The organism is Streptomyces sp. BBFR25, from assembly GCF_044590125.1.
Taxonomy (GTDB): domain Bacteria; phylum Actinomycetota; class Actinomycetes; order Streptomycetales; family Streptomycetaceae; genus Streptomyces; species Streptomyces canus_D.
Genome location: NZ_CP172447.1, coordinates 949,048 through 968,262, shown reverse-complemented (window position 1 = coordinate 968,262; position 19,215 = coordinate 949,048). Strand labels below are relative to the sequence as shown.

The window sequence follows — 19,215 nt, the reverse complement described above, 5'->3', positions numbered from 1 at the left end:
GTGCGCTACTTCTCGACGGTGAAGCCCTGCTCCTCGCCGTACTTGACGGAGGCCTCCTGCCAGGACTCGAGACCCTCGGCCAGCGTGGTGCCGGAGACGTATGCCTTGCCGACGGTGTCGTTGAAGACCGAGTTCGCGTAGACCTGGTAGGGCAGGTACGACCAGTCGTCGGGGACGTTCGCGGCCGACTCGGCGAAGACCTTGTTGGCCTTCTGGCCGCCGAAGTACGGGAAGGCGGTGTCCTGGAACGTGGTGGACTGCAGATCCGCGGTGGTCGCCGGGAAGGCGCCGTTCTTCAGCCGGGTCTGCACGCCGTCACCGGCGTTGGCGTACTCGACGAAGGCGTACGCCAGCGCCTCGTTCTTGCCCAGCTCCGGGAGCGCCAGCGCGCTGCCGCCGTTCTCGGCGCTGACCCTGCCGCCCGCCGTCCACTGCGGCATGGGGGCGACGCGCCAGTCACCGGAGGCCGCCTTCGCGCCGGACTCCAGGTTGGCCGGCATCCAGGCGCCGGTCGCCAGCGTCGCGATGCTGCCGTCGGCGAGGCCCTTGTACCACTCGTCGGTCCAGGCGGGGACGGAGGCGAGCAGCTTCTCGTCGATGAGCTGCTGCCAGGTGTCGGTGAAGGTCTTGGCGCCCTGGTCGGAGAAGTCGATCTTCACTTTGGTGCCGTCGACCGTGTAGGGGCGTGAACCGGCCTGCCAGAGCATGCTGGTGGCGAATCCGGCGTCGCCGTTGTCGGCGGTGATGTACGCCTTCGGGTCCGCCTTGTGCAGGTCGCGGGCGGCGTCCAGGTACTCGGCCCAGGTGGTGGGCACCTCGATGTCGTACTTGTCGAAGACCTTCTTGTTGTAGAACAGCGCCATCGGGCCCGAGTCCATCGGCAGCGCGTAGACACCGTCCGAACCGGCCTTCACGCCGTTCCACGGACCGGGGGAGAACGTGGCGGAGAGCTTGTCGGCGCCGAAGGACTTCAGGTCGGTGAGCTGCTCGGTCAGGGCGTACTGGCCCATCGCGTAGTACTCGATCTGGGCGACGTCCGGGACGCCCTTCTCCGCCGAGATGGCGTTCTGCAGCGCCGTGTACTGGTCCTTGTTGGTCCCGGCGTTGACCAGGTCGACCTTGACGCCCGGGTGCGCCTTCTCGAAGTCGGCGGCGACCTGCTTGAGGGTGGGTTCCCAGGCCCAGACCGTGACGGTGCCGCCCTCCTTGAGGGCCGCCTGTATGTCCGCCTCGGAGACGGCCTTGTCGCTCGACCCCCCGTCGTCGGAGTCGCCGCAGGCACTCGCCCCCAGGGCGAGGGCGCAGACGAGGGCCGTGCCGCGCAGGAGGCGGCGCGAGCGTGTGCTCAGGTGTGTGGGCATGGGCGTGCTTCCACTTCTTCGTGGCCGGAACGGCACCGGTTGAGGGCGGGCGGGGTGGTCGGGTGAGGGGCAGGAGCGGGGGAGGGCTACTCCTTGACGCTTCCGGCGGCGAGACCGGACTGCCAGTACCTCTGGAGCAGCAGGAACGCGGCGATCAGCGGCAGGATGGTGAGGAGCGACCCGGTGACGACGAGATTGAAGACGGCCTCGCCGCCCGCGGTCGCGGCCTGCTGGTTCCAGCTGTTGAGCCCGAGGGTCAGCGGGTACCAGTCGGGGTCCTTGAGCATGACCAGCGGCAGGAAGTAGTTGTTCCAGGTCGCGACCATGGTGAACAGCAGGACGGTGACGATGCCGGGCGCCAGCAGCGGCAGCGCGACCCGGAAGAAGGTGCGCGCCTCGCCCGCTCCGTCGATGCGGGCGGCCTCCATCAGCTCGGTGGGGATGGCCTCGGTGGCGAACACCCACATCAGATAGAGGCCGAACGGCGAGATCAGGGACGGGATGATCACCGCCCAGGGCGTGTTGGTGAGCCCCATCTCGCTGAACATCAGGAAGGTCGGCACCGCCAGCGCCGTCCCCGGCACCGCCACCGCGCCGATGACGACGGCGAAGACGGCACTCCGGCCGGGGAAGCGGAACTTGGCGAGCGCGTAGCCGCCGAGCACGGCGAGGAAGGTGGCGCCGCCCGCGCCGAGGCCCACGTACAGCAGGGTGTTGAGCAGCCAGCGGGTGAAGACGCCGTCGTCGTAGGTGAACGTCTCGGTGATGTTGTCCCACAGCGCGAAGTCGCCGTCGAACCAGAGACCGGAGGAACGGGACAGCCCCTCCTGCGTCTTGGTGGCGCTGACGGCGAGCCAGACCAGCGGCACCAGGCTGTACAGCAGCACGAGGGCGGTGAGCGCGGTCAGCAGCACGCTGCGCCGGGGTTTGTCGGCGGAGTGCCGGCGCCGGGGCGCACGCAGCCGCGGGACGGAGCCCGGGGTGCCGGAGGGCGCGGGCGCACCACGGTCGGAAACGGTGGTGACGGGACCGGTCATCGCTGCCTCACACTCCCTTGCGCATGCCGCGCAGCTGCACGGCGTAGGCGACGACCATGGTGATCAGCCCCATGACGATGGCGACCGTCGCGGAGTAGTTGTGCTGCTGCCCGTTGAAGGACAGCGCGTAGGTGTAGTAGTTCGGCGTGTAGTCCGTGGTGATGGCGTTGCGCGCCAGGGGCTGCAGGATGCTGGGCTCGTTGAAGAGCTGGAAGCTGCCGATGATCGAGAAGATCGTGGCGATCACCAGGGCCCCGCGGATGGCCGGGAGCTTGATGGCGGTGATCACGCGGAGCTGGCCGGCGCCGTCGATCTGGGCCGCCTCGTACAGCGAGTGCGGGACCACCCGCAGCGCCGAGTAGAAGATCAGCATGTTGTAGCCGACGAACTCCCAGGTCACGATGTTGCCGATGGAGGCCAGCACCAGGTCGGGGGAGAGCGGGTCGGGCAGCGAGACACCCAGCGCGCCGTTGATGTCGCCGACCAGACCGAAGCGGGTGCCGTACATGAAGCCCCACATCAGGGTGGCCACCACGGCGGGCACGGCGTACGGCAGGAAGATCGAGACGCGGAAGAAGTCGCGGCCGTAGAGGCGGCCGCTGTCCAGCGCCAGGGCCACGAGCAGCGCGATGCCGAGCATGATCGGCACCTGGACGGCGAGGAAGAGCGAGACCCGGCCGAGCGACGCCCAGAACCGCTCGTCCCCCAGCGCCTCGCCGTAGTTGTCGAGGCCGACGAAGGTGGTCCCGCCGATCAGCTGGTCGCGGAAGAGGCTGAGGTAGACCGAGTACGCGAGGGGCGCCAGGAACACCAGGGCGAACACGGCCACGAACGGGCCGAGGAAGCCCCACCCCGTCCAGGAACGGCGGTCCCGCCGCACCGGGGGCGGGGCCGGCCGCGGCTCGGCGGCGGCCGGCGGTTGCAGCGTCGTCATGTCGTCCTCGCTCGTCCACGTCCTGGAGCCACGCCCGATGGTTGCGTAAACATCGGGCACCGCGAAGAGGCCCCCGAGCTGTTATGTTTACGTAAACATCCGATGGCGGCATGTCTACACTGCCCCGATGACGACGGTCAAGGGTCCTTCCGCACCGGACCCGACAGCGACAGAGAGGCGGCTGACGGCGAGTGAGCACGGCTGAGGAAGTCCCGACGAGCGGACCCGCGCGTCCCCGGCGCGGCCGGGACCGCACGGCCTCCATGGCGGACGTGGCCCGGCTGGCCGGAGTCTCCTCGCAGACCGTCTCCCGTGTCTCCAACGGCTACGCGGGCGTGACCGAGGAGACCCGACGGCAGGTGCTGGCGGCCATGAAGGAGCTGGGCTACCGGCCCAACAGCGCCGCCCGCGCCCTCAAGCGGGGCGAGTTCCGCACCATCGGCGTCATCACCTTCACGCTGGCCACCACGGGCAACGTGCGCACCCTGGAGGCGATCGCGACCTCCGCGGCGAGCGAGGGGTACGCGGTGACGCTGCTGCCGGTCGCCGTCCCGACCCAGGACGAGGTGCGCGGCGCGTTCTCGCGCCTGGAGGAACTGGCCGTCGACGCGGTCATCGTCATCATGGAGGTCCACCTCCTGGACGCGGCGTCCCTCACCCTGCCGCCGCACGTCCAGGTCGTCGTGGTCGACTCCGACGCCGGTGACACCTACACGGTCGTCGACACCGACCAGGCGGGGGGCAGCCGTGCCGCCGTGCGCCACCTGCTCGACCTCGGGCACGACACGGTGTGGCACCTGGGCGGCCCCGAGGGCTCCTTCGCCGCCCAGCGCCGCGCCGACGCCTGGCGGCGCACGCTCACCGAGGCGGGCCGCACCCCGCCGCCCCTGGTGCGCGGCGACTGGTCGGCGGAGTCCGGCTACCGGGCGGGTCTGGAACTCGCCGCGCGCGAGGAGTGCACCGCCGTCTTCGCGGCCAACGACCAGATGGCCCTCGGTCTGCTGCGCGCCCTGCACGAACGCGGCCGGCGCGTGCCCGAGGACGTCAGCGTCATCGGCTTCGACGACATCGCCGAGGCCGGTTCCTTCCTGCCCCCGCTGACCACCGTCCACCAGGACTTCGCCGAGGTCGGACGGCTGTGCGTGCGGGCCGTGCTGCGCAAGATGCGCGCGGCCGGTCCCGAGCGGGGCACCACGCTGGTGCCGACCCGGCTGGTGACCCGGGCGAGCACGGCACCGCCGCCGGGCTAGAAGGGGCTGGAGGGCCGGGCGCGAGAGGGGCGGAAGCGGACGGACCGCCGGTTTGGGAGCGGCTGTGACGGTAACCCCACAAGCCGACCGCCGTACCCCCACGCCCGGGAGAGCCCCATGACCCAAGTCGCCGACTACGTGCTCCAGCGCCTGTCCGAGTGGGGCGTCCAGCGGGTGTACGGCTATCCGGGTGACGGCATCAACGGTCTGCTCGGCGCGTTCGACCGGGCCGCCGGCGACCCGGAGTTCATCCAGGCCAGGCACGAGGAGATGGCCGCGTTCATGGCCTGCGGCCACGCCAAGTTCACCGGCGAGGTGGGCTGTTGCGTCGCCACGTCGGGTCCCGGCGCCGTGCACCTGCTCAACGGCCTCTACGACGCCAAGCTCGACCACCAGCCCGTGGTGGCGGTGGTGGGCCAGCAGAAGCGGCTGTCGCTGGGCACCCACTACCAGCAGGAGATCGCCCTCGACCAGCTCTTCGCGGACGTGTCCGAGTACTGCCAGATGGTCGTGCACCCGGGCCAGGCCCGGCACGTCATCGACCGGGCCTTCAAGACCGCGCTGACCACCCGGGGCGTCGCCACGATCATCATCCCCAACGACATCCAGGAGGAGGAGGCCCAGCCCTCCCCGCCCAGGGAGCACGGCTCCGTCTTCTCCAGCGTGGGCTGGAGCCGCCCCCGGGTCCTGCCCGACCTCGACGAGCTGCGCAGGGCCGCCGACGTCCTCAACGCGGGGAACAAGGTCGCCATGCTCGTCGGCCAGGGCGCGGCGAAGGCGGAGGCCGAGGTGAAGGAGGTCGCCGAACTGCTCGGCGCCGGTGTCGCCAAGGCCCTGCTCGGCCGGGAGGTCCTGCCCGACGACCTGCCCTACGTCACCGGGCCCATCGGCCTGCTGGGCAGCAAGGCCAGCGACAACATGATGCAGGGCTGCGACACCCTGCTCATGGTCGGCAGCAGCTTCCCGTACTCGGAGTGGCTGCCCGAGGAGGGGCAGGCCCGGGGCGTCGAGATCGACATCGACGGCCGCATGATCGGCATCCGGTATCCCATGGACGCCCACCTCGTCGGCGACTCCAGGGAGACCCTGCGCGCCCTCATCCCGATGCTCCAGCGCAAGGAGGACCGGGGCTGGCGGGAGAAGATCGAGAAGGACGTGCGGGAGTGGCACGACCTCTGCGACCGCTGGGCGGGCGAGCACTTCGGCAAGACCATCAACCCCCAGGCCGTCGCCGCCGAACTCTCGCCGCGGCTGCCCGACGACGTCATCCTGACGGCCGACTCCGGTTCGGGCACCAACTGGTGGGCGCGCCACCTCATGCTGCGCGACGGCATGCAGGCCTCGCTCTCCGGCACCCTGGCCACGATGGGCCCGGGCACGCCCTATGCCATCGCGGCGCGGTTCGCCTACCCCGAGCGCCCGGTGATCGCCTTCATCGGGGACGGCGCGTTCCAGATGAACGGCATGAACGAGATGATCACCGTCAAGCGCTACCTGGACCGCCTGTCCGGGTCGGCACCGCTGATCTTCTGCGTCTTCAACAACCAGGACCTCAACCAGGTCACCTGGGAGCAGCGCGCCATGGCCGGAGACCCCAAGTACCCGGGCTCCCAGGTCATCCCCGACGTCCCCTACGCCGCCTACGCCGAACTCCTCGGCCTCAAGGGCATCGTCTGCGCCGATCCCAAGAAGGTCGGCTCCGCCTGGGACGAGGCGCTCGCCGCCGACCGGCCCGTGGTCCTGGAGTTCAAGGTCGACGCGGAGATCGCGCCGATCCCGCCGCACATCATGAAGGACCAGGGCAAGAAGGCCATCAAGGCGGCGCTGCACGACCCGGAGCTGACCGGGATCGCCACCAAGGGCGTACGCCAGAAGCTCACCGAGTACGCCGAGCACCTCCCCGGACGGGGCAAGAAGTGAGCGGCACCCGGCACCGGGCGGCGAACGGCACCGAGGTCGTCGTCGTCACCGGCGCGACCGGCGGCGTCGGTCGGGCCACGGCCCGGGCTTTCGGCGCCCGCGGGGCCGCGGTGGCCCTGCTCGCCCGGGGCGAGCACGCTCTCGAACGAGCGGCCGAGGAGGTGCGCGAGGCCGGGGGACGCGCGCTGCCGCTGGTCGTGGACGTCGCCGACGCGGACGCCGTGGACGCGGCGGCCACCCGTGTCGAGGAGGAGTTCGGCCCGATCGACGTCTGGGTGAACGCCGCGTTCTCGACCGTCTTCGCGCCCGTGCCGGAGATCCGGCCCGAGGAGCTGAGGCGGGCCACCGAGGTGACCTACTTCGGCTTCGTCCACGGCACCCAGGCCGCGCTGCGGCGCATGACACCGCGTGATCGCGGCACCATCGTCCAGGTCGGATCGGCCCTGGCCGAACGCAGCGTCCCGCTCCAGGCCGTCTACTGCGGGGCCAAGCACGCCATCCAGGGGTTCACCGAGTCGCTGCGCTGCGAGCTGCTGCACGACCGCAGCGGGGTGCGGGTGACGATGGTGCAGATGCCCGGGCTCAACACGCCCCAGTTCAGCTGGGTCCTCACCCGGCTGCCCCGCCATCCGCGCCCGGTGGCCCCCGTCTACCAGCCCGAGGTGGCCGCCAGGGCGGTGCTGCACGCCGCGGACCATCCCGAGCGGCGCATGTACTGGGTGGGCGGCTCCACCGTGGCCACCCTGCTGGGCCAGAAGTTCGCCCCGGGTCTGCTCGACCGCTACCTGGCCCGCACCGGCTACGACGGCCAGCAGACGGACCGGCCGGTCGACCCCTCGCGGCCGGTCAACCTCTGGAAGCCGCCGGACGACACCGCCCCGGACGACTACGGCGCGCACGGGATCTTCGACGACGAGGCCCATCCGCGCAGCCTCCAGTTCTGGATCTCCCGCAACCGCCGGCCGCTGGCCCTGGCCACGGCCGCGACCGGGGCGGTGGCCGCGGCACTCGCGGGCGGACTGCGCCGGCGTGCCGGCTGACGGACCGCCCTCGGGTCAGTCCGGTCTGCGGTCGATGTTCCGCGCCCACCAGTGGTGCTCGCAGAACCAGTGCCCGACCATCGCGCCGCCGAAGACGACGAACCCCACTCCGATCAGCCAGGACTCCACCACCAGCACGATGCCGACCGTGCCGTAGCTGAAGGCGTTGTCGAGGATGAGCGGTGTGAAGAAGAGGTAGGAGAAGCCGCGCAGGCCGATCAGGCCCACCATCGTGGCGAACGCTCCCGGCAGCAGGTCGCGCCAGCGGACCTGGCCGCCCAGCAGGAAGTGCTGGCCCCACCAGAAGAACAGCATGCCGCTGGCGGTCGACAGCGCGATCCGCGCCGAACCGTGCAGCGCGGTCCGCGTCTGCACCTCCTGGTAGAGGTAGGCGGTCAGCATGATCACCCAGGTCATCTGGCGCCAGATGCGGTGCCACGGACCGGTGGGCAGTTCCCAGATGCGCTCGTAGCCGTTCTGGACGCTCGCCGCGAAGGACACGCCGAACACGCCGAGCAGGATTCCGCCCCACACGCTCGTCGTGCCGACGACCTTGGTCGGCGGGCTGATGATGTCGGTCAGCACCTTGGCCGACCGCCCGGACAGCCCCATGCCGTCGGCCAGCCAGGAGGCGAAGCCCCCGCGTCCCAGCGGGTCGGCCGCGGCCACCACGATCAGCAGCGGCGCGAGCGTGACCAGGGCGAGGGTGGCGAAGCCCATGGCCCGGTGCATCAGCTCCAGGTCCCGGCCGCGCCGGACCAGGGCGGACGCGGCCAGCCAGTCCCACGCACGGTGGAAGGGCCGCCACAACCGGTTCACGGGGTGCTCCTCGGGCGTCCTTTCGATGGCTCGCGACGGGGAACTGAGTGACCCGGCCCGCGCCCGGACAAACGTCGGTTGACCCGGACGGCCCGCGCATGGACCGGACGGCGCGGGGAACCGGCCCCGGGTACGCGAACGGCGAGGGAGCGCGCGATGACGTCGGTGACCGGCCCGGAGACGAGGTCACTGGACGCGTGCGTGGTCGACGCGGTCGACGTGCACGCCTTCGAGGTGCCCACCGACGGTCCCGGGGGCCGCGAGCAGGACGGCACCCTGGAGTGGGACGCCACGACCCTGGTCCTGGTGCGCGTGCACGCCGGCGGGCGCACCGGGCTCGGCTACACCTACGGAGACGTCTCGGTGGCGTCCTTCGCGCACTCGGTGCTCACGCCGGTCGTCGAGGGCAGCCCCGTCACCTCGCCGCCCGCCCTGTGGGAGCGGATGGGCGCGCGGATGCGCAACGCCGGCCGCCCCGGAGCGGGAGCCATGGCGCTGTCCGCCGTCGACGTGGCGCTGTGGGACCTCAAGGCGCGGCTGCTGGGACTTCCGCTGGTCCAGCTCCTGCCGGCCCACCACGACCGGGTGCCCGTCTACGGCAGCGGCGGCTTCACCAACTACCCCCTGGACCGCCTCACCGGCCAGCTCGCCGGATGGGCCGAGGAGGGCATCGGGCGCGTGAAGCTGAAGACCTCACGGGAACCGGAGTCCGACCCGCGGCGCCTGACCGCCGTCCGCCGGGCGGTCGGGGACGGGACGGAACTGTTCGCCGACGCCAACGGGGCGCTCGGCCGCAAGGAGGCCCTGTACTGGGCGCACCGGTTCCACGAGGAGTGGGACGTGCGCTGGTTCGAGGAACCGGTCGGCTCCGCGGACCTGGAGGGGCTGCGGATGCTGCGCGAGCGCGGCCCGGCCCGTCTGGAGGTCGCCGCGGGGGAGTACGCCTTCACCGCCCAGGACTTCGCCAACCTGGCCGAGGGGCCCGCGGTCGACTGCCTCCAGGCCGACGTCACCCGGTGCGGGGGCATCACCGGCGTGCTGGAGGTCGCCGGTCTGGCCGCCGTCCGGCACCTGGACCTCTCCGCGCACTGCGCGCCCGCGGTGTCCGCCCACGCCTTCTGCGCCGTGCGGCGGCTGCGGCACCTGGAGTACTTCCACGACCACGTGCGCGTCGAGCGGCTGCTGTTCGACGGCGTCCTGTCGCCGCAGGGCGGGGCGCTGCGCCCCGACACCTCGCGGCCGGGCCTCGGCCTGGACGTCAGGTGGGCCGACGCGGAGCCCTACCGGGTGTACGGGGTCCGTCCGCCGCGCTGACGCCGACGCCGAGGCCCGGTGGCCTCACGGGTCGCTGCGCTCCTGCGCCTCCCGCACGCGCTCGTTGTGCCAGGCGACGGCCGCGCGTATCTGGGGCTCCTGGAGCCCCGTGCGGGACCCGAGCTGGTCCATGGACAGGGCCGGCGGGCCGGTGGTCAGGGCCCGGGTCAGCTTCGCCGCCCACAGCTCCTCGTCCACGAAGGGCCGGTGCGCGTACCCTTCCTTGATCACGTCGAAGTGGTCGTCCGAGCACGTGGTGATGAGCCGCAGCCCGTCGAACCACTCCTTGGTGGCGTGCGCCGCGGACGAGTCCGGCACGTAGCCCGTCACGGACTCGTCCTCGGGGAAGACCCTGGCACACAGGTCGCACAGCTCCATGGGGACCGGCTTCGCGGCTCGGCGGTCCTTCCTGCCCTTGCGCTTCCACATGGCGACTCCCGGGTTCGTTGTCCGGAATGCCGGAGTTACCAGCGGGGCGGGAAGCAAACGCCCCGCGCTCCGTCAGGGCAGGCCGCCCCGTTCGCAGACCCGTGCCGCCACGTCCCGGAGTTTGACGTTGTGGTCCTGCGAGTACCGGCGCAGCGTGGCGAAGGCCTGGTCCTCGCTCAGGCGGTGCCTGCCCATGAGGATGCCCATGGCCTCCCCGATGGTGTGCCGGGTGCCGATGGCCTCCTGCAACTGCGCGTGGGTGCGGGCGCTGGAGAAGGCGACCGCCGCGTGGGAGGCCAGCAGCCAGCCGGCCGTCTCGTCGGCCTCGGTGAAGGCGCCGGGACGGTAGGAGTACAGGTTCAGGGCGCCGAGGTCCTCGTCCTCGGTGAACAGCAGGAAGCCCATCATGCTGCCGAGGTTCAGCTTGCGCGCCTCCGGGACGTACTTGGGCCAGCGCACCGCCTCGTCGGTGAAGTCGACGATCCGGAACTGGCGCTCCCCCGTGGAGGAGCGCGCGGCGTCGAAACACGGGCCCTCTCCGACCCGCCCCTGCAGTGCGTCGCTGTCGATCACCACCTGCTCCGTGGGGGCCAGTGACTGCACCTTGCCGCCGCGCAGGATGAGGATGCCGGCGGCGTCGCAGTCCGCCACCAGCTCGGTGGCCGAAGCCGTGATCCGCCGCAGGGTGTCGTTCACCGATTCCTGGGCCAGCAGATCGCGCGCCAACGACGCCATCTGCTCCGCGAACCCGCGCCAGTCGTCCATGCGGTTTCCTCCCTCGCTCTCCTGACCATTGCCCCGGGGAGGGACGGACGCAACGGGGAAGGCCGCCGCGCGCCATCTTGTTTCAAGCTACATCTAAATGCATCATGCGCTTATGGATACGCCGCAGGAGGGTCACGGCCCGAGCGGCCCGCCCCGGAACGCACCGGACCCGGACGATCTGATCATCGCCGTGGAGCAGATGATCCGGTACGTGCGGCACAGCGCCCGGACCGGCTCTCTGAGCACCGCCGCCTCCTCGACGCTGGCCAGGCTGAGCCGCGAGGGCCCCCGGCGGCTGACCGAGCTGGCCAGGGCCGAGGGCGTCTCCCAGCCGAACATGACCCAGCTCGTCACGCGCCTGGAGCGCGCCGGTCTGGTCCGGCGCACCGCCGACGCGAGCGACGGCCGCGCCGTGCTCGTGGCGGTGACGTCCACCGGCGCCGAGGTCCTGGCCGCCCGGCGCGCCGAGCGTGCCGGAGTCCTGCGGCAGCTCATGGAGGACATGACCGGGCCGGAGCGGGAGGCCACCACCACCGCGCTCCTGGCCCTGGCCCGGGTCATCCGCAACCGTCCGTCCACCCCGGAGGAAGACCGCGCATGAGTGCACCCCGTGGAAAGGCCGCCAGTCCCTTCCGGCAGCCCAGGGCCGTCTGGGCCGTCGCCTTCGCCTGCGTCATCTCGTTCATGGGCATCGGCCTGGTCGACCCGATCCTGCCGGCGCTCGCCGAGAGCCTCGACGCCACGCCCAGCCAGGTCTCCCTGCTGTTCAGCAGCTACCTGATCGTCACCGCCGTCGCCATGCTCTTCGTCGGCTGGGTCTCCAGCCGCATCGGCGCCAAGCGCACCCTGGTCACCGGCCTCGCCGTCATCGTCGTCTTCGCCGCCCTGGCCGGTGCCACCGACTCCATCAACGGCATCGTCGGCTTCCGGGCGGGCTGGGGACTGGGCAACGCCCTCTTCATCGCCACCTCCCTCGCGGTCATCGTGGCCTCCGCCAGCGGCGGCTTCAGCGGCGCGATCATCCTCTACGAGACCGCCCTGGGCCTCGGCATCGCCGTCGGCCCCCTGCTCGGCGGCGAGCTGGGCGGCATCAGCTGGCGCGGCCCGTTCTTCGGCGTCGCCGCCCTGATGGCCGTCGCCCTGATCGCCACCCTCGCCTTCGTCCCCGACCTGCCCAGGCCCGAGCGGGTCACGTCACCACTCGCCCCGCTGAAGGCCCTGCGCCATCGCGGCCTGCTGACCATGGGCATCATGGCCCTGCTGTACAACTGGGGCTTCTTCACCATGCTCGGCTACGCCCCGTACCCGATGGAGCTGGACGCCCACGAACTCGGCCTGGTCTTCACCGCCTGGGGTCTGCTGGTCGCCGCCTTCAGCGTCTTCTTCGCGCCCCGCCTGCAGGCCCGCTACGGCACCGCGCCCGTCCTCTACGCCAACCTGCTCGGCCTTGCCATCGTCATGGCCGTCATAGCCGTGGGCGTCACGGACCCCACGACCGTGATCGTCGCGGTCGTCGTCAGTGGCGCCTTCATCGGCATCAACAACACCCTCACCACCCAGGCCGTCATGCTCGTCTCGCCGGTCGAGCGTCCCGTGGCCTCCTCCGCGTACGGCTTCCTGCGCTTCATCGGCGGCGGACTGGCCCCCTACGTCGCCGGAAAGCTCGCCGACGCCTCCGACCTGAGCGTCCCCTTCTACCTCGGTGCCGCCACCTTCCTCCTCGCCGTCCCGGTCCTGGCCGGCGGGCACCGGCTGCTCCGCCGGGCCGAGGCGGACACCGGCGCGGGAGAACCCGTCCCCCCGACGCTGACGCCCGTCGGCACCCCGGCGCCGACCGACGCGCCGCCCGTGATCGTGGCCGTCGGCACCCACCACGAGTCGGCCGCCGTCGTGGACGCCGCGGCTCGCCTCGCCCGCGACACCAGGAGCCCACTGGAGGTCGTGCACGTACGGCAGACCGCCGTCGTCGAGGAGCAGGCCGCCGACACCGAGACCGAGGCGGAGGCCGAGGCCGCCGTCACCGCGCACCTCGACCGGCTGGGCGGCCTCGGGGTGGCCGCCACCGGCCAGATCCTCACCGGCGTCGGCGACCACGCCGCCGCGGGCCGCGCCCTGGCCCGGCACGCCGCCGAGGCCGGGGCCCGCACGGTCGCGGTCGGCCGCTCGCCGCGCGGTCCGCTGGCCCAGTTCGCCGAGGGCAGCTTCACCAGCGCCCTGACCCACGCCGCCACCTGCACCGTCGTCCTCGTCGACCCCGACGAGGAGCCCAGGCCCCTGACCGCCCGGTCCCTCACCCAGCTGCGCGCCGAGACGCGGTGAGCGCCCTCGGGGCACGGAGCGGCGCCCCGGCCCAGGACGCCTGCCCCGTCTGATCAGACACCGTCGCCGCCCAGGGACTGCCGCAGCCGGTCGGCGGCCTCCGGCGGCTGGATGCGCAGACCGGGACGCCGGCGGTGCACGGTCAGGTACGTCACCCCGTCCGGGCCGGCCTCAACGGCCCGGGACGAGCCGTGCGGCAGCCAGGTCAGGACGCCGGTGCGCAGGGGCTGCCCGCCGTCGGCGGAGTCGAGGCGGGCCGCGCCGTCCAGGACGAGGAGCAGGACGTCGAGGTCGGGCTCGGTGTGGGCGTCCACCCGCCCTCCGGCGGGGAGGCGGACGACGTTGGCGTCGAGCTGCCGTCCTGGTTCCGCCAGTTTCCACAGCGCTCCGGTCGGCGCGTCGGCGCCCAGGGCCACGAGCGACGCCGTGTCGCACAGCACCCGGGGGAGGGGAGGGCCCGCCGCCGTGCCGGGGGAGCCGCCGTCTTCCACTGCCATCAGATGTCGCCGATCCGTTTGCCCAACCGTGCCCGCACGCCGTCCTCTTGGGCGGTGTGCCCCGGGTGCGGCCGTCCAGTGACGCACCGCACAGGGCCCGTACCCCGGGTAAAGGCGAATCTAGCATGCGTATTTGATAGCTTCCCGGTGTGCGGCTGACGAAGTTCACCGACCTGGCGCTGCGTTCCGTCATGCGCCTGGCGGTCGTGAGAGACGGGGACGAACCGATGGCCACCCGAGAGGTGGCCGAGGTCGTCGGTGTGCCGTACACGCACGCCGCGAAGGCCATCACCCGCTTGCAGCACCTGGGTGTGGTGGAGGCGCGGCGCGGTCGCGGCGGCGGACTGATCCTGACCGACCTGGGGCGGCGCGCCTCGGTGGGCTGGCTGGTGCGCGAACTCGAGGGCGATGCCGAGGTGGTCGAGTGCGAGGGTGACAACCCCTGCCCGCTGCGCGGGGCCTGCCGACTGCGCGGGGCGCTCCGCGACGCCCAGGAGGCGTTCTACGCCGCGCTCGACCCGCTGACCGTGACCGACCTGGTGGCCTCCCCGGCGGGCCCGGTCCTGATCGGCCTGACGGACCGCCCCTCGGGATGACCGGGGGCGGCCCCGAGGGGTGCCCGGCTGTGCAGTAAAACACGAATCTCATCTACCAATTAAGGAGTCGCTGTGCTCTCCGAACAGTCCGTTCCCGTGGTCCGAGCCACTCTCCCCGCTGTCGGAGCGGCCATCGGCGAGATCGCCGACCTGTTCTACCGCAAGCTCTTCGACGCCCACCCCGAACTGCTGCGGGACCTGTTCAACCGCGGGAACCAGGCCAACGGCGAGCAGCAGCGGGCCCTGGCGGGCTCCGTCGCCGCGTTCGCCGGTCTGCTGCTGGAGAACCCGGACGAACGCGCCGACGTGATGCTCTCGCGCATATCCCACAAGCACGCCTCGCTGGGCATCACCTCCGACCAGTACGCGATCGTCCACCGGCACCTCATGGCCGCCGTCGTCGACGTGCTCGGTGACGCCGTCACCCCCGAGGTCGCCCGGGCCTGGGACGAGGTCTACTGGCTGATGGCCAACGCGCTCATCGCCCTGGAGGCGCGGCTCTACGCGCAGCAGGGCGTCGCGGACGGAGACGTCTGGCGCCCCATGGAGATCGTCGACCGGGTCGAGGAGAGCGCGGACGCGGTCTCCTTCGTTCTCGTGCCGGCCGACGACCGCCCCGTCGTACCGTTCCAGCCGGGCCAGTACGTCAGCGTCCAGGTCGAACTGCCCGACGGCGCCCGGCAGATACGCCAGTACAGCCTGTCCAACGCCCCCGGCCGTTCCGGCCGGCGGATCACCGTGAAGCGGGTCCGGGGGGACGGACAGCCGGACGGCGAGGTCTCCTCCTGGCTGCACGCGAACGCCCGCAAGGGCGACGTGCTCAACGTGTCGCTGCCCGCCGGCGACCTGGCCCTGGCGGAGCACGACGGCCCGCTGCTGCTGGCCTCCGCCGGTATCGGCGTCACGCCGATCCTCTCCATGCTCGACCACCTGGCCGCCGCCGGCGCCACCCGTCCGGTGACCGTCGTGCACGCCGACCGCACCCCCGACGACCACGCCCACCGGCAGGAGCAGCTCGACCTGGTGCGCGCGCTGCCCGGCGCCCGGCTCCACCTGTGGTACGAGGAGCCGGGCGACCGGGCGCCGGAGGCGTCCACCGGTCGCGCCGACCTCACCGGCCTCGACCTGCCCGAGGGCCTCACGGTCTACCTGTGCGGGCCGGTGCCGTTCATGCGCGCGGTCCGCGGCGACCTGCTGCGCCGCGGGGTGCCCGCCGAGGCCATCCACTACGAGGTCTTCGGCCCCGACCTCTGGCTCGGGCGGCAGTAACGGCGGACGGGGCCGCCGAGGGCCGCCGAAGAACTCCGGTACGTGCGTTAGGCCGCCGCGGTGAACGCGGTGCTGATCGCGGTGTCGACGCGGGCGTGCACCACCAGGCGCGGCCCCGAGCTGTCGGCGTTGGCCTCCAGCAGCCGCCGGACCGGCGCGCTGTGGGTCACCACCGACATCAGGACACCGAGCCGCCCGCACCACTGGTGCGCCCGGAGCACCGCGCTGACCGCGGCGTGGCCGCCCGCCCGGTCGGTCAGGACGATGACGACGGGGGTCGGCTGATGGGCGTCGACCAGGTTGGTGATGTGCGTGGTCAGCGTGGCCCGCCCGTCGATTCCCGGGTCCTGGTCCACCGTGATGACCAGGACCCCATGCTCCAGGGTGTGGGACAGCATCGCGGCCTCCGATCCGTCGCCTGGCGGCGAAGTTGTGTTCAGTGAAGGTGCCCTGACCCGGCTCCGCAATGCGCCCCGCGACGCACCGGCCGGGCGGCCGCCGGGACACCGGCACTGAGTACGATCGTCCGGTCCGCCTCCGACCTCCGCCGACCTCCGTCGATCACCGCTGGGAGTCCCGACCCGTGCCCGCCCTCCTGCCGCCGTCCCGCACCGGGGCCGCCCGTCTGCTGGACCCGCGCCACCTGACCCGGGTGGAGGACGGCGAACGGCTGCACGCCCTGCTGTGGAGCCCGGGGCCGGGCTGGCGGATGGTCAGCAGCGCGGTGCTGGGCGGCGGGATCGCCGAGCGTGCCTGGGTGCTCAACGCCCAGGTCGCCCACGGCTACCGGCGCACCGACCCCGCACGGCACCTGGCCGTCCTGGCCCGTGCCGCCGGTGCCCGCGGGCCGGGCGTGGGCCTGATGACCGCCGCCGACGTGTCCGCCCACGGCCGGGCGCACGACGGCGGGGCGGAGGCCCTCGCGACCGCCGGGATCTCGGTACGCGGCTGGGCGGCCGCGCCGCAGGAGTGCGCCACCGGGGCCGCGCTTCCGGGAACCGTCAACATCGTCGCCGCGCTGCCCGTCGCCCTGAGCGACGCCGCCCTGGTCAACGCCGTGATGACGGCGACCGAGGCCAAGGTCCAGGCGCTGCTCGACGCCGGTCTCGACTGCTCCGGCACCCCCACCGACGCGGTGTGCGTCGCCGCCCGGTCCCCGCGCGAGGGCGTCGAGGTGCACGCCTTCGCCGGTCCCCGCTCCGAGTGGGGCGCCCGGCTCGCCCGGGCCGTCCACCGGGCCGTGGGCGCCGCCCTGCCCACCTCCTCGTGAGGCCGGGAACCGCTTGCGCTACAGCGAGGTCCTGCGCCGGACCGCCGCCGCCCGCAGGCTCAGCGCCACGGCGAGCAGCACCCAGGCCATCGCGCAGTACACCCACGCCGTCGCGCCGCGCGCGAGATCGACGGCGCTCCACACGGCCCACAGCGCGAGCACCACGCACAACGCCGTCCAGGCGATGTCGGCGACGCGACCGCGCAACTGGGTGCGCTGTCTCGTGCCCGGCTCCAGATCGCCGAGACCGTCGTCGACAGGTGCCTTCCGCTCGTCCACGTCCGTCTCCTTCGGTATCTCACTGCAGAGTGAACACCGCTTACCCCCGGGGACGTTGCGCAAGCGACGGGGAGGGGAGCGCGTACGTGCGTGGGGGCGGCCCGGCCGGGCCGCCCCCACGAGGGTCCACCGCCGGTGTCAGCGCTGGGAGGCCTTCTCCAGCGCCTTGTCGAGCGCGGCCTGGAAGCCGTACGCCCACAGCTGGTTCACCCGGCTGCGCTCGTTGGCGTTCGGGTAGGGGTTGGTGCAGGACGGGCCGGGGCCGCCGCCCGACATCAGCTCGCTGCACGGCCCGGAGTAGTGGTCGGGCAGGCCGAGCACGTGCCCGGTCTCGTGGGCGGTCACGCGGGTCGAGTCGTACTGCTGGTTCTGCCGGTAGTCGAGGAAGATGTACCCGCTGCCGTGCCCGTCGGTGGAGGCGTACGAGCCGCGCGAGTCGTTGCCCTCGTAGTACGCGAAGTCCGCACCCGAACCGGACTCCGCGAGCCGCACGTTGGACACCGAGCTGTTCCAGATCTGGGCCGAGCGGGATATCTGCGAACGGAAGCTCGGCGCGTTGGTGGCGCTGTAGTAGACCGTGACGGCCGCGGCGGCCGACGGGTTGGCGGCGCGCTTCTCGGCGACGGACTTGACGACCGCCTCGAAGAACGCCCGGTTGGCGGCCGCGTCCTCGCCCGAACCGGCCGAGGGCTGGTAACCGAGCTGGGCGGCCCGGACCGGCTCCTGGGGCGCCGCGGCCGTCGCGGCGGGGCCGGTGCCGAGCACGGCCGCCGTCAGTCCGAGACCGACCGCGGTGGACAGCAGGGGCAGGCTGATACGCATCGATGACTCCTTGAGTGGGGGAGTGGGGAGAAGTCGTCATCGGCGAGTGTGGGGCGCCCGTGAGCCCGCTGTGATGATGGCAACCGGTGATAGGACCGGGCTATCACCCCCCGTCCGGCCACCCGTTGCGGCTTTGACCAGTGTGCAGAACTCGCCCTGTTCCGCCGCGTTTTGTTCACCTGGCGCAACCAACTGTTCCGCTTTACGCTCCCTGCATGGAGCTCGAGGTGAGGCACCTACGCGCACTGTGCGCCATCGCCGACGCCGGCAGCCTGCACCGGGCGGCACGCCAACTGGGCGTCGCGCAGCCCACGTTGAGCACCCAGCTGACCCGTATCGAACAGGCCCTGGGCGGCCCCCTGTTCACCCGGGAGCGCACCGGCTGCCGACCCACCCCGCTCGGCCGGACGGTCCTCGGGCGGGCCAGGCCGCTGCTGGCCGACATGAGCACCCTGGTCCGCGAGGCCCGCGCCGCGGCGGCCGGCGGCGACAGCAGGCTGCGGGTCGGCTCCACGGCCAGCCGCGCCCTGGCCGGCTGGCTGCGCCGACTCAGACGGCCGGGCCTGGAGCCCACCCTGCAGATGGACGTCTCCGCCAACGCGCTGCTGCGCCGGGTCACCGAAGGGCAGCTCGACGTCGCCTTCGTGCACGAGGTCGAGGGCAGTGCGCTGCACATCCCCGAGGGTCTGCGGCTGCGGGTCCTGGTCGAGCGCGAACCGCAGTTCGTCATGCTGCCCGCCGACCACCCCGCGGCCGTCCGCCCCGTCGTCCGGCTCGCCGATCTCGCCGACGACCGGTGGATGGTCGACCCCACCGTCGACGGCGAATGGGACGGCGTGCACCGCATGCTGCGCGCCGTCGGCCTCAACCCCCGTGTGCTGCACGGCGATTACCACACCGCCGCCTCCCTCGTCGCCACCGGCGAGGTCGTCACGGTCTGCCAGCCCAGCTCCCAGTCCCGCCCCGACATGGCGGTACGGCGCCTGTACGGCGACCCCCTCGGCGTGCGCCTGCTGCTGGCCGCCCGCACCCGGGCCGAGCTGGACGCCGTCTTCCCGGCGCTGGAGGACGCGTACTGGGAGGTCGCCCGCCAGTCCACCGCATACCGGGAGTGGCTGGAAGGAGGCGGGATCCGGACGCTGCCCCGCTGCCCGGTGACCGCCGCCACGGGCACCGGCCGGGTGGAGTTCGTACGGGCCCGCTGAAGGCTTCGTGCGCCCCGCTCCCGGCAGGATCGCCCCAACCCGGCCGATAGGGTGATTTTCATACCGGACCGGTGTGTCTGCGTGACGGA

The 19,215-nt window shown here is 72.4% G+C and carries 20 protein-coding genes; 10 read left to right on the top strand and 10 right to left on the bottom strand.

The annotated features are described in order from the left end of the window. Nucleotides 1-5 precede the first annotated feature (5 nt). The 3 genes from ACGH52_RS04180 to ACGH52_RS04170 all read right to left on the bottom strand — a co-directional run bounded on the left by ACGH52_RS04180 (nt 6) and on the right by ACGH52_RS04170 (nt 3,332). Nucleotides 6-1,361: an ABC transporter substrate-binding protein gene (locus ACGH52_RS04180; RefSeq protein WP_399937659.1), complete on the bottom strand. Its 1,356-nt coding sequence runs from the start codon at nt 1,359-1,361 to the stop codon at nt 6-8. An 86-nt stretch (nt 1,362-1,447) separates the two neighbouring features. After that, nucleotides 1,448-2,398, bottom strand: coding sequence for a carbohydrate ABC transporter permease (locus tag ACGH52_RS04175; protein WP_399937656.1), 951 nt, complete (start codon nt 2,396-2,398; stop codon nt 1,448-1,450). A 7-nt stretch (nt 2,399-2,405) separates the two neighbouring features. Continuing rightward, a complete protein-coding gene (locus tag ACGH52_RS04170) occupies nt 2,406-3,332 on the bottom strand; it encodes a carbohydrate ABC transporter permease (RefSeq protein WP_076977655.1) in 927 nt (308 codons plus the stop codon). A gap of 191 nt (nt 3,333-3,523) precedes the next feature. Between ACGH52_RS04170 and ACGH52_RS04165 the strand changes: the two genes are divergently transcribed. From ACGH52_RS04165 to ACGH52_RS04155, 3 genes are all read left to right on the top strand, one after another. After that, the gene (locus tag ACGH52_RS04165; RefSeq protein WP_059298910.1) at nt 3,524-4,582 is read left to right on the top strand and encodes a LacI family DNA-binding transcriptional regulator; all 1,059 of its coding nucleotides are present in this window, start codon (nt 3,524-3,526) and stop codon (nt 4,580-4,582) included. A 117-nt stretch (nt 4,583-4,699) separates the two neighbouring features. Beyond that, nucleotides 4,700-6,502, top strand: a complete 1,803-nt coding sequence (locus tag ACGH52_RS04160; protein ID WP_076977657.1) for a thiamine pyrophosphate-requiring protein — start codon at nt 4,700-4,702, stop codon at nt 6,500-6,502. Next, nucleotides 6,499-7,542, top strand: a complete 1,044-nt coding sequence (locus tag ACGH52_RS04155; protein ID WP_210976888.1) for an SDR family oxidoreductase — start codon at nt 6,499-6,501, stop codon at nt 7,540-7,542. The genes ACGH52_RS04160 and ACGH52_RS04155 overlap by 4 nt, the downstream gene beginning before the upstream one ends. A 15-nt stretch (nt 7,543-7,557) precedes the next feature. Here the strand turns inward: ACGH52_RS04155 and ACGH52_RS04150 are convergent, their stop codons facing one another. Further along, on the bottom strand, nt 7,558-8,361 hold the full coding sequence (locus ACGH52_RS04150; protein ID WP_399937651.1) for a ribonuclease BN: 804 nt from the start codon (nt 8,359-8,361) through the stop codon (nt 7,558-7,560). A 156-nt stretch (nt 8,362-8,517) separates the two neighbouring features. Between ACGH52_RS04150 and ACGH52_RS04145 the strand changes: the two genes are divergently transcribed. Continuing rightward, complete coding sequence (locus ACGH52_RS04145) at nt 8,518-9,675, top strand: enolase C-terminal domain-like protein (protein WP_399937648.1); 1,158 nt, start codon at nt 8,518-8,520, stop codon at nt 9,673-9,675. A 24-nt stretch (nt 9,676-9,699) separates the two neighbouring features. Here ACGH52_RS04145 and ACGH52_RS04140 read toward each other — a convergent pair whose 3' ends face one another. Next, nucleotides 9,700-10,104, bottom strand: a complete 405-nt coding sequence (locus tag ACGH52_RS04140) for a hypothetical protein (RefSeq protein WP_059298906.1) — start codon at nt 10,102-10,104, stop codon at nt 9,700-9,702. 72 nt (nt 10,105-10,176) lie between these two features. Further along, entirely contained in the window at nt 10,177-10,869 is a 693-nt protein-coding gene (locus ACGH52_RS04135) for a GAF and ANTAR domain-containing protein (RefSeq protein ID WP_121703147.1), read from the bottom strand. Between the two features lie 112 nt (nt 10,870-10,981). Here ACGH52_RS04135 and ACGH52_RS04130 point away from each other — a divergent pair, with 112 nt between their 5' ends. Further along, the gene (locus ACGH52_RS04130; protein WP_399937644.1) at nt 10,982-11,470 is read left to right on the top strand and encodes a MarR family winged helix-turn-helix transcriptional regulator; all 489 of its coding nucleotides are present in this window, start codon (nt 10,982-10,984) and stop codon (nt 11,468-11,470) included. Further along, on the top strand, nt 11,467-13,188 hold the full coding sequence (locus ACGH52_RS04125; RefSeq protein WP_210976885.1) for an MFS transporter: 1,722 nt from the start codon (nt 11,467-11,469) through the stop codon (nt 13,186-13,188). Before ACGH52_RS04130 ends, ACGH52_RS04125 begins: the two co-directional genes overlap by 4 nt. 53 nt (nt 13,189-13,241) lie before the next feature. Here the strand turns inward: ACGH52_RS04125 and ACGH52_RS04120 are convergent, their stop codons facing one another. After that, on the bottom strand, nt 13,242-13,685 hold the full coding sequence (locus ACGH52_RS04120) for a hypothetical protein (protein WP_210976884.1): 444 nt from the start codon (nt 13,683-13,685) through the stop codon (nt 13,242-13,244). A 149-nt stretch (nt 13,686-13,834) separates the two neighbouring features. Here ACGH52_RS04120 and nsrR point away from each other — a divergent pair, with 149 nt between their 5' ends. Further along, the gene (gene nsrR / locus ACGH52_RS04115) at nt 13,835-14,281 is read left to right on the top strand and encodes a nitric oxide-sensing transcriptional repressor NsrR (protein WP_059298901.1); all 447 of its coding nucleotides are present in this window, start codon (nt 13,835-13,837) and stop codon (nt 14,279-14,281) included. 72 nt (nt 14,282-14,353) lie between these two features. Then, a complete protein-coding gene (locus ACGH52_RS04110; protein WP_076977666.1) occupies nt 14,354-15,550 on the top strand; it encodes a globin domain-containing protein in 1,197 nt (398 codons plus the stop codon). 47 nt (nt 15,551-15,597) lie between these two features. Here the strand turns inward: ACGH52_RS04110 and ACGH52_RS04105 are convergent, their stop codons facing one another. Next, nucleotides 15,598-15,948, bottom strand: a complete 351-nt coding sequence (locus ACGH52_RS04105; protein ID WP_076977667.1) for a hypothetical protein — start codon at nt 15,946-15,948, stop codon at nt 15,598-15,600. 185 nt (nt 15,949-16,133) lie between these two features. On the opposite strand from ACGH52_RS04105, the gene ACGH52_RS04100 reads away from it, so the two are divergent. Then, a complete protein-coding gene (locus tag ACGH52_RS04100; RefSeq protein ID WP_399937639.1) occupies nt 16,134-16,820 on the top strand; it encodes an adenosylcobinamide amidohydrolase in 687 nt (228 codons plus the stop codon). A gap of 18 nt (nt 16,821-16,838) precedes the next feature. Here ACGH52_RS04100 and ACGH52_RS04095 read toward each other — a convergent pair whose 3' ends face one another. Then, nucleotides 16,839-17,099: a hypothetical protein gene (locus ACGH52_RS04095; protein ID WP_399937636.1), complete on the bottom strand. Its 261-nt coding sequence runs from the start codon at nt 17,097-17,099 to the stop codon at nt 16,839-16,841. Between the two features lie 138 nt (nt 17,100-17,237). Next, entirely contained in the window at nt 17,238-17,921 is a 684-nt protein-coding gene (gene snpA, locus ACGH52_RS04090) for a snapalysin (RefSeq protein WP_076977669.1), read from the bottom strand. A 215-nt stretch (nt 17,922-18,136) separates the two neighbouring features. Between snpA and ACGH52_RS04085 the strand changes: the two genes are divergently transcribed. Beyond that, entirely contained in the window at nt 18,137-19,126 is a 990-nt protein-coding gene (locus ACGH52_RS04085) for a LysR family transcriptional regulator (RefSeq protein WP_121703142.1), read from the top strand. The last annotated feature ends 89 nt before the right edge of the window (nt 19,127-19,215 follow it).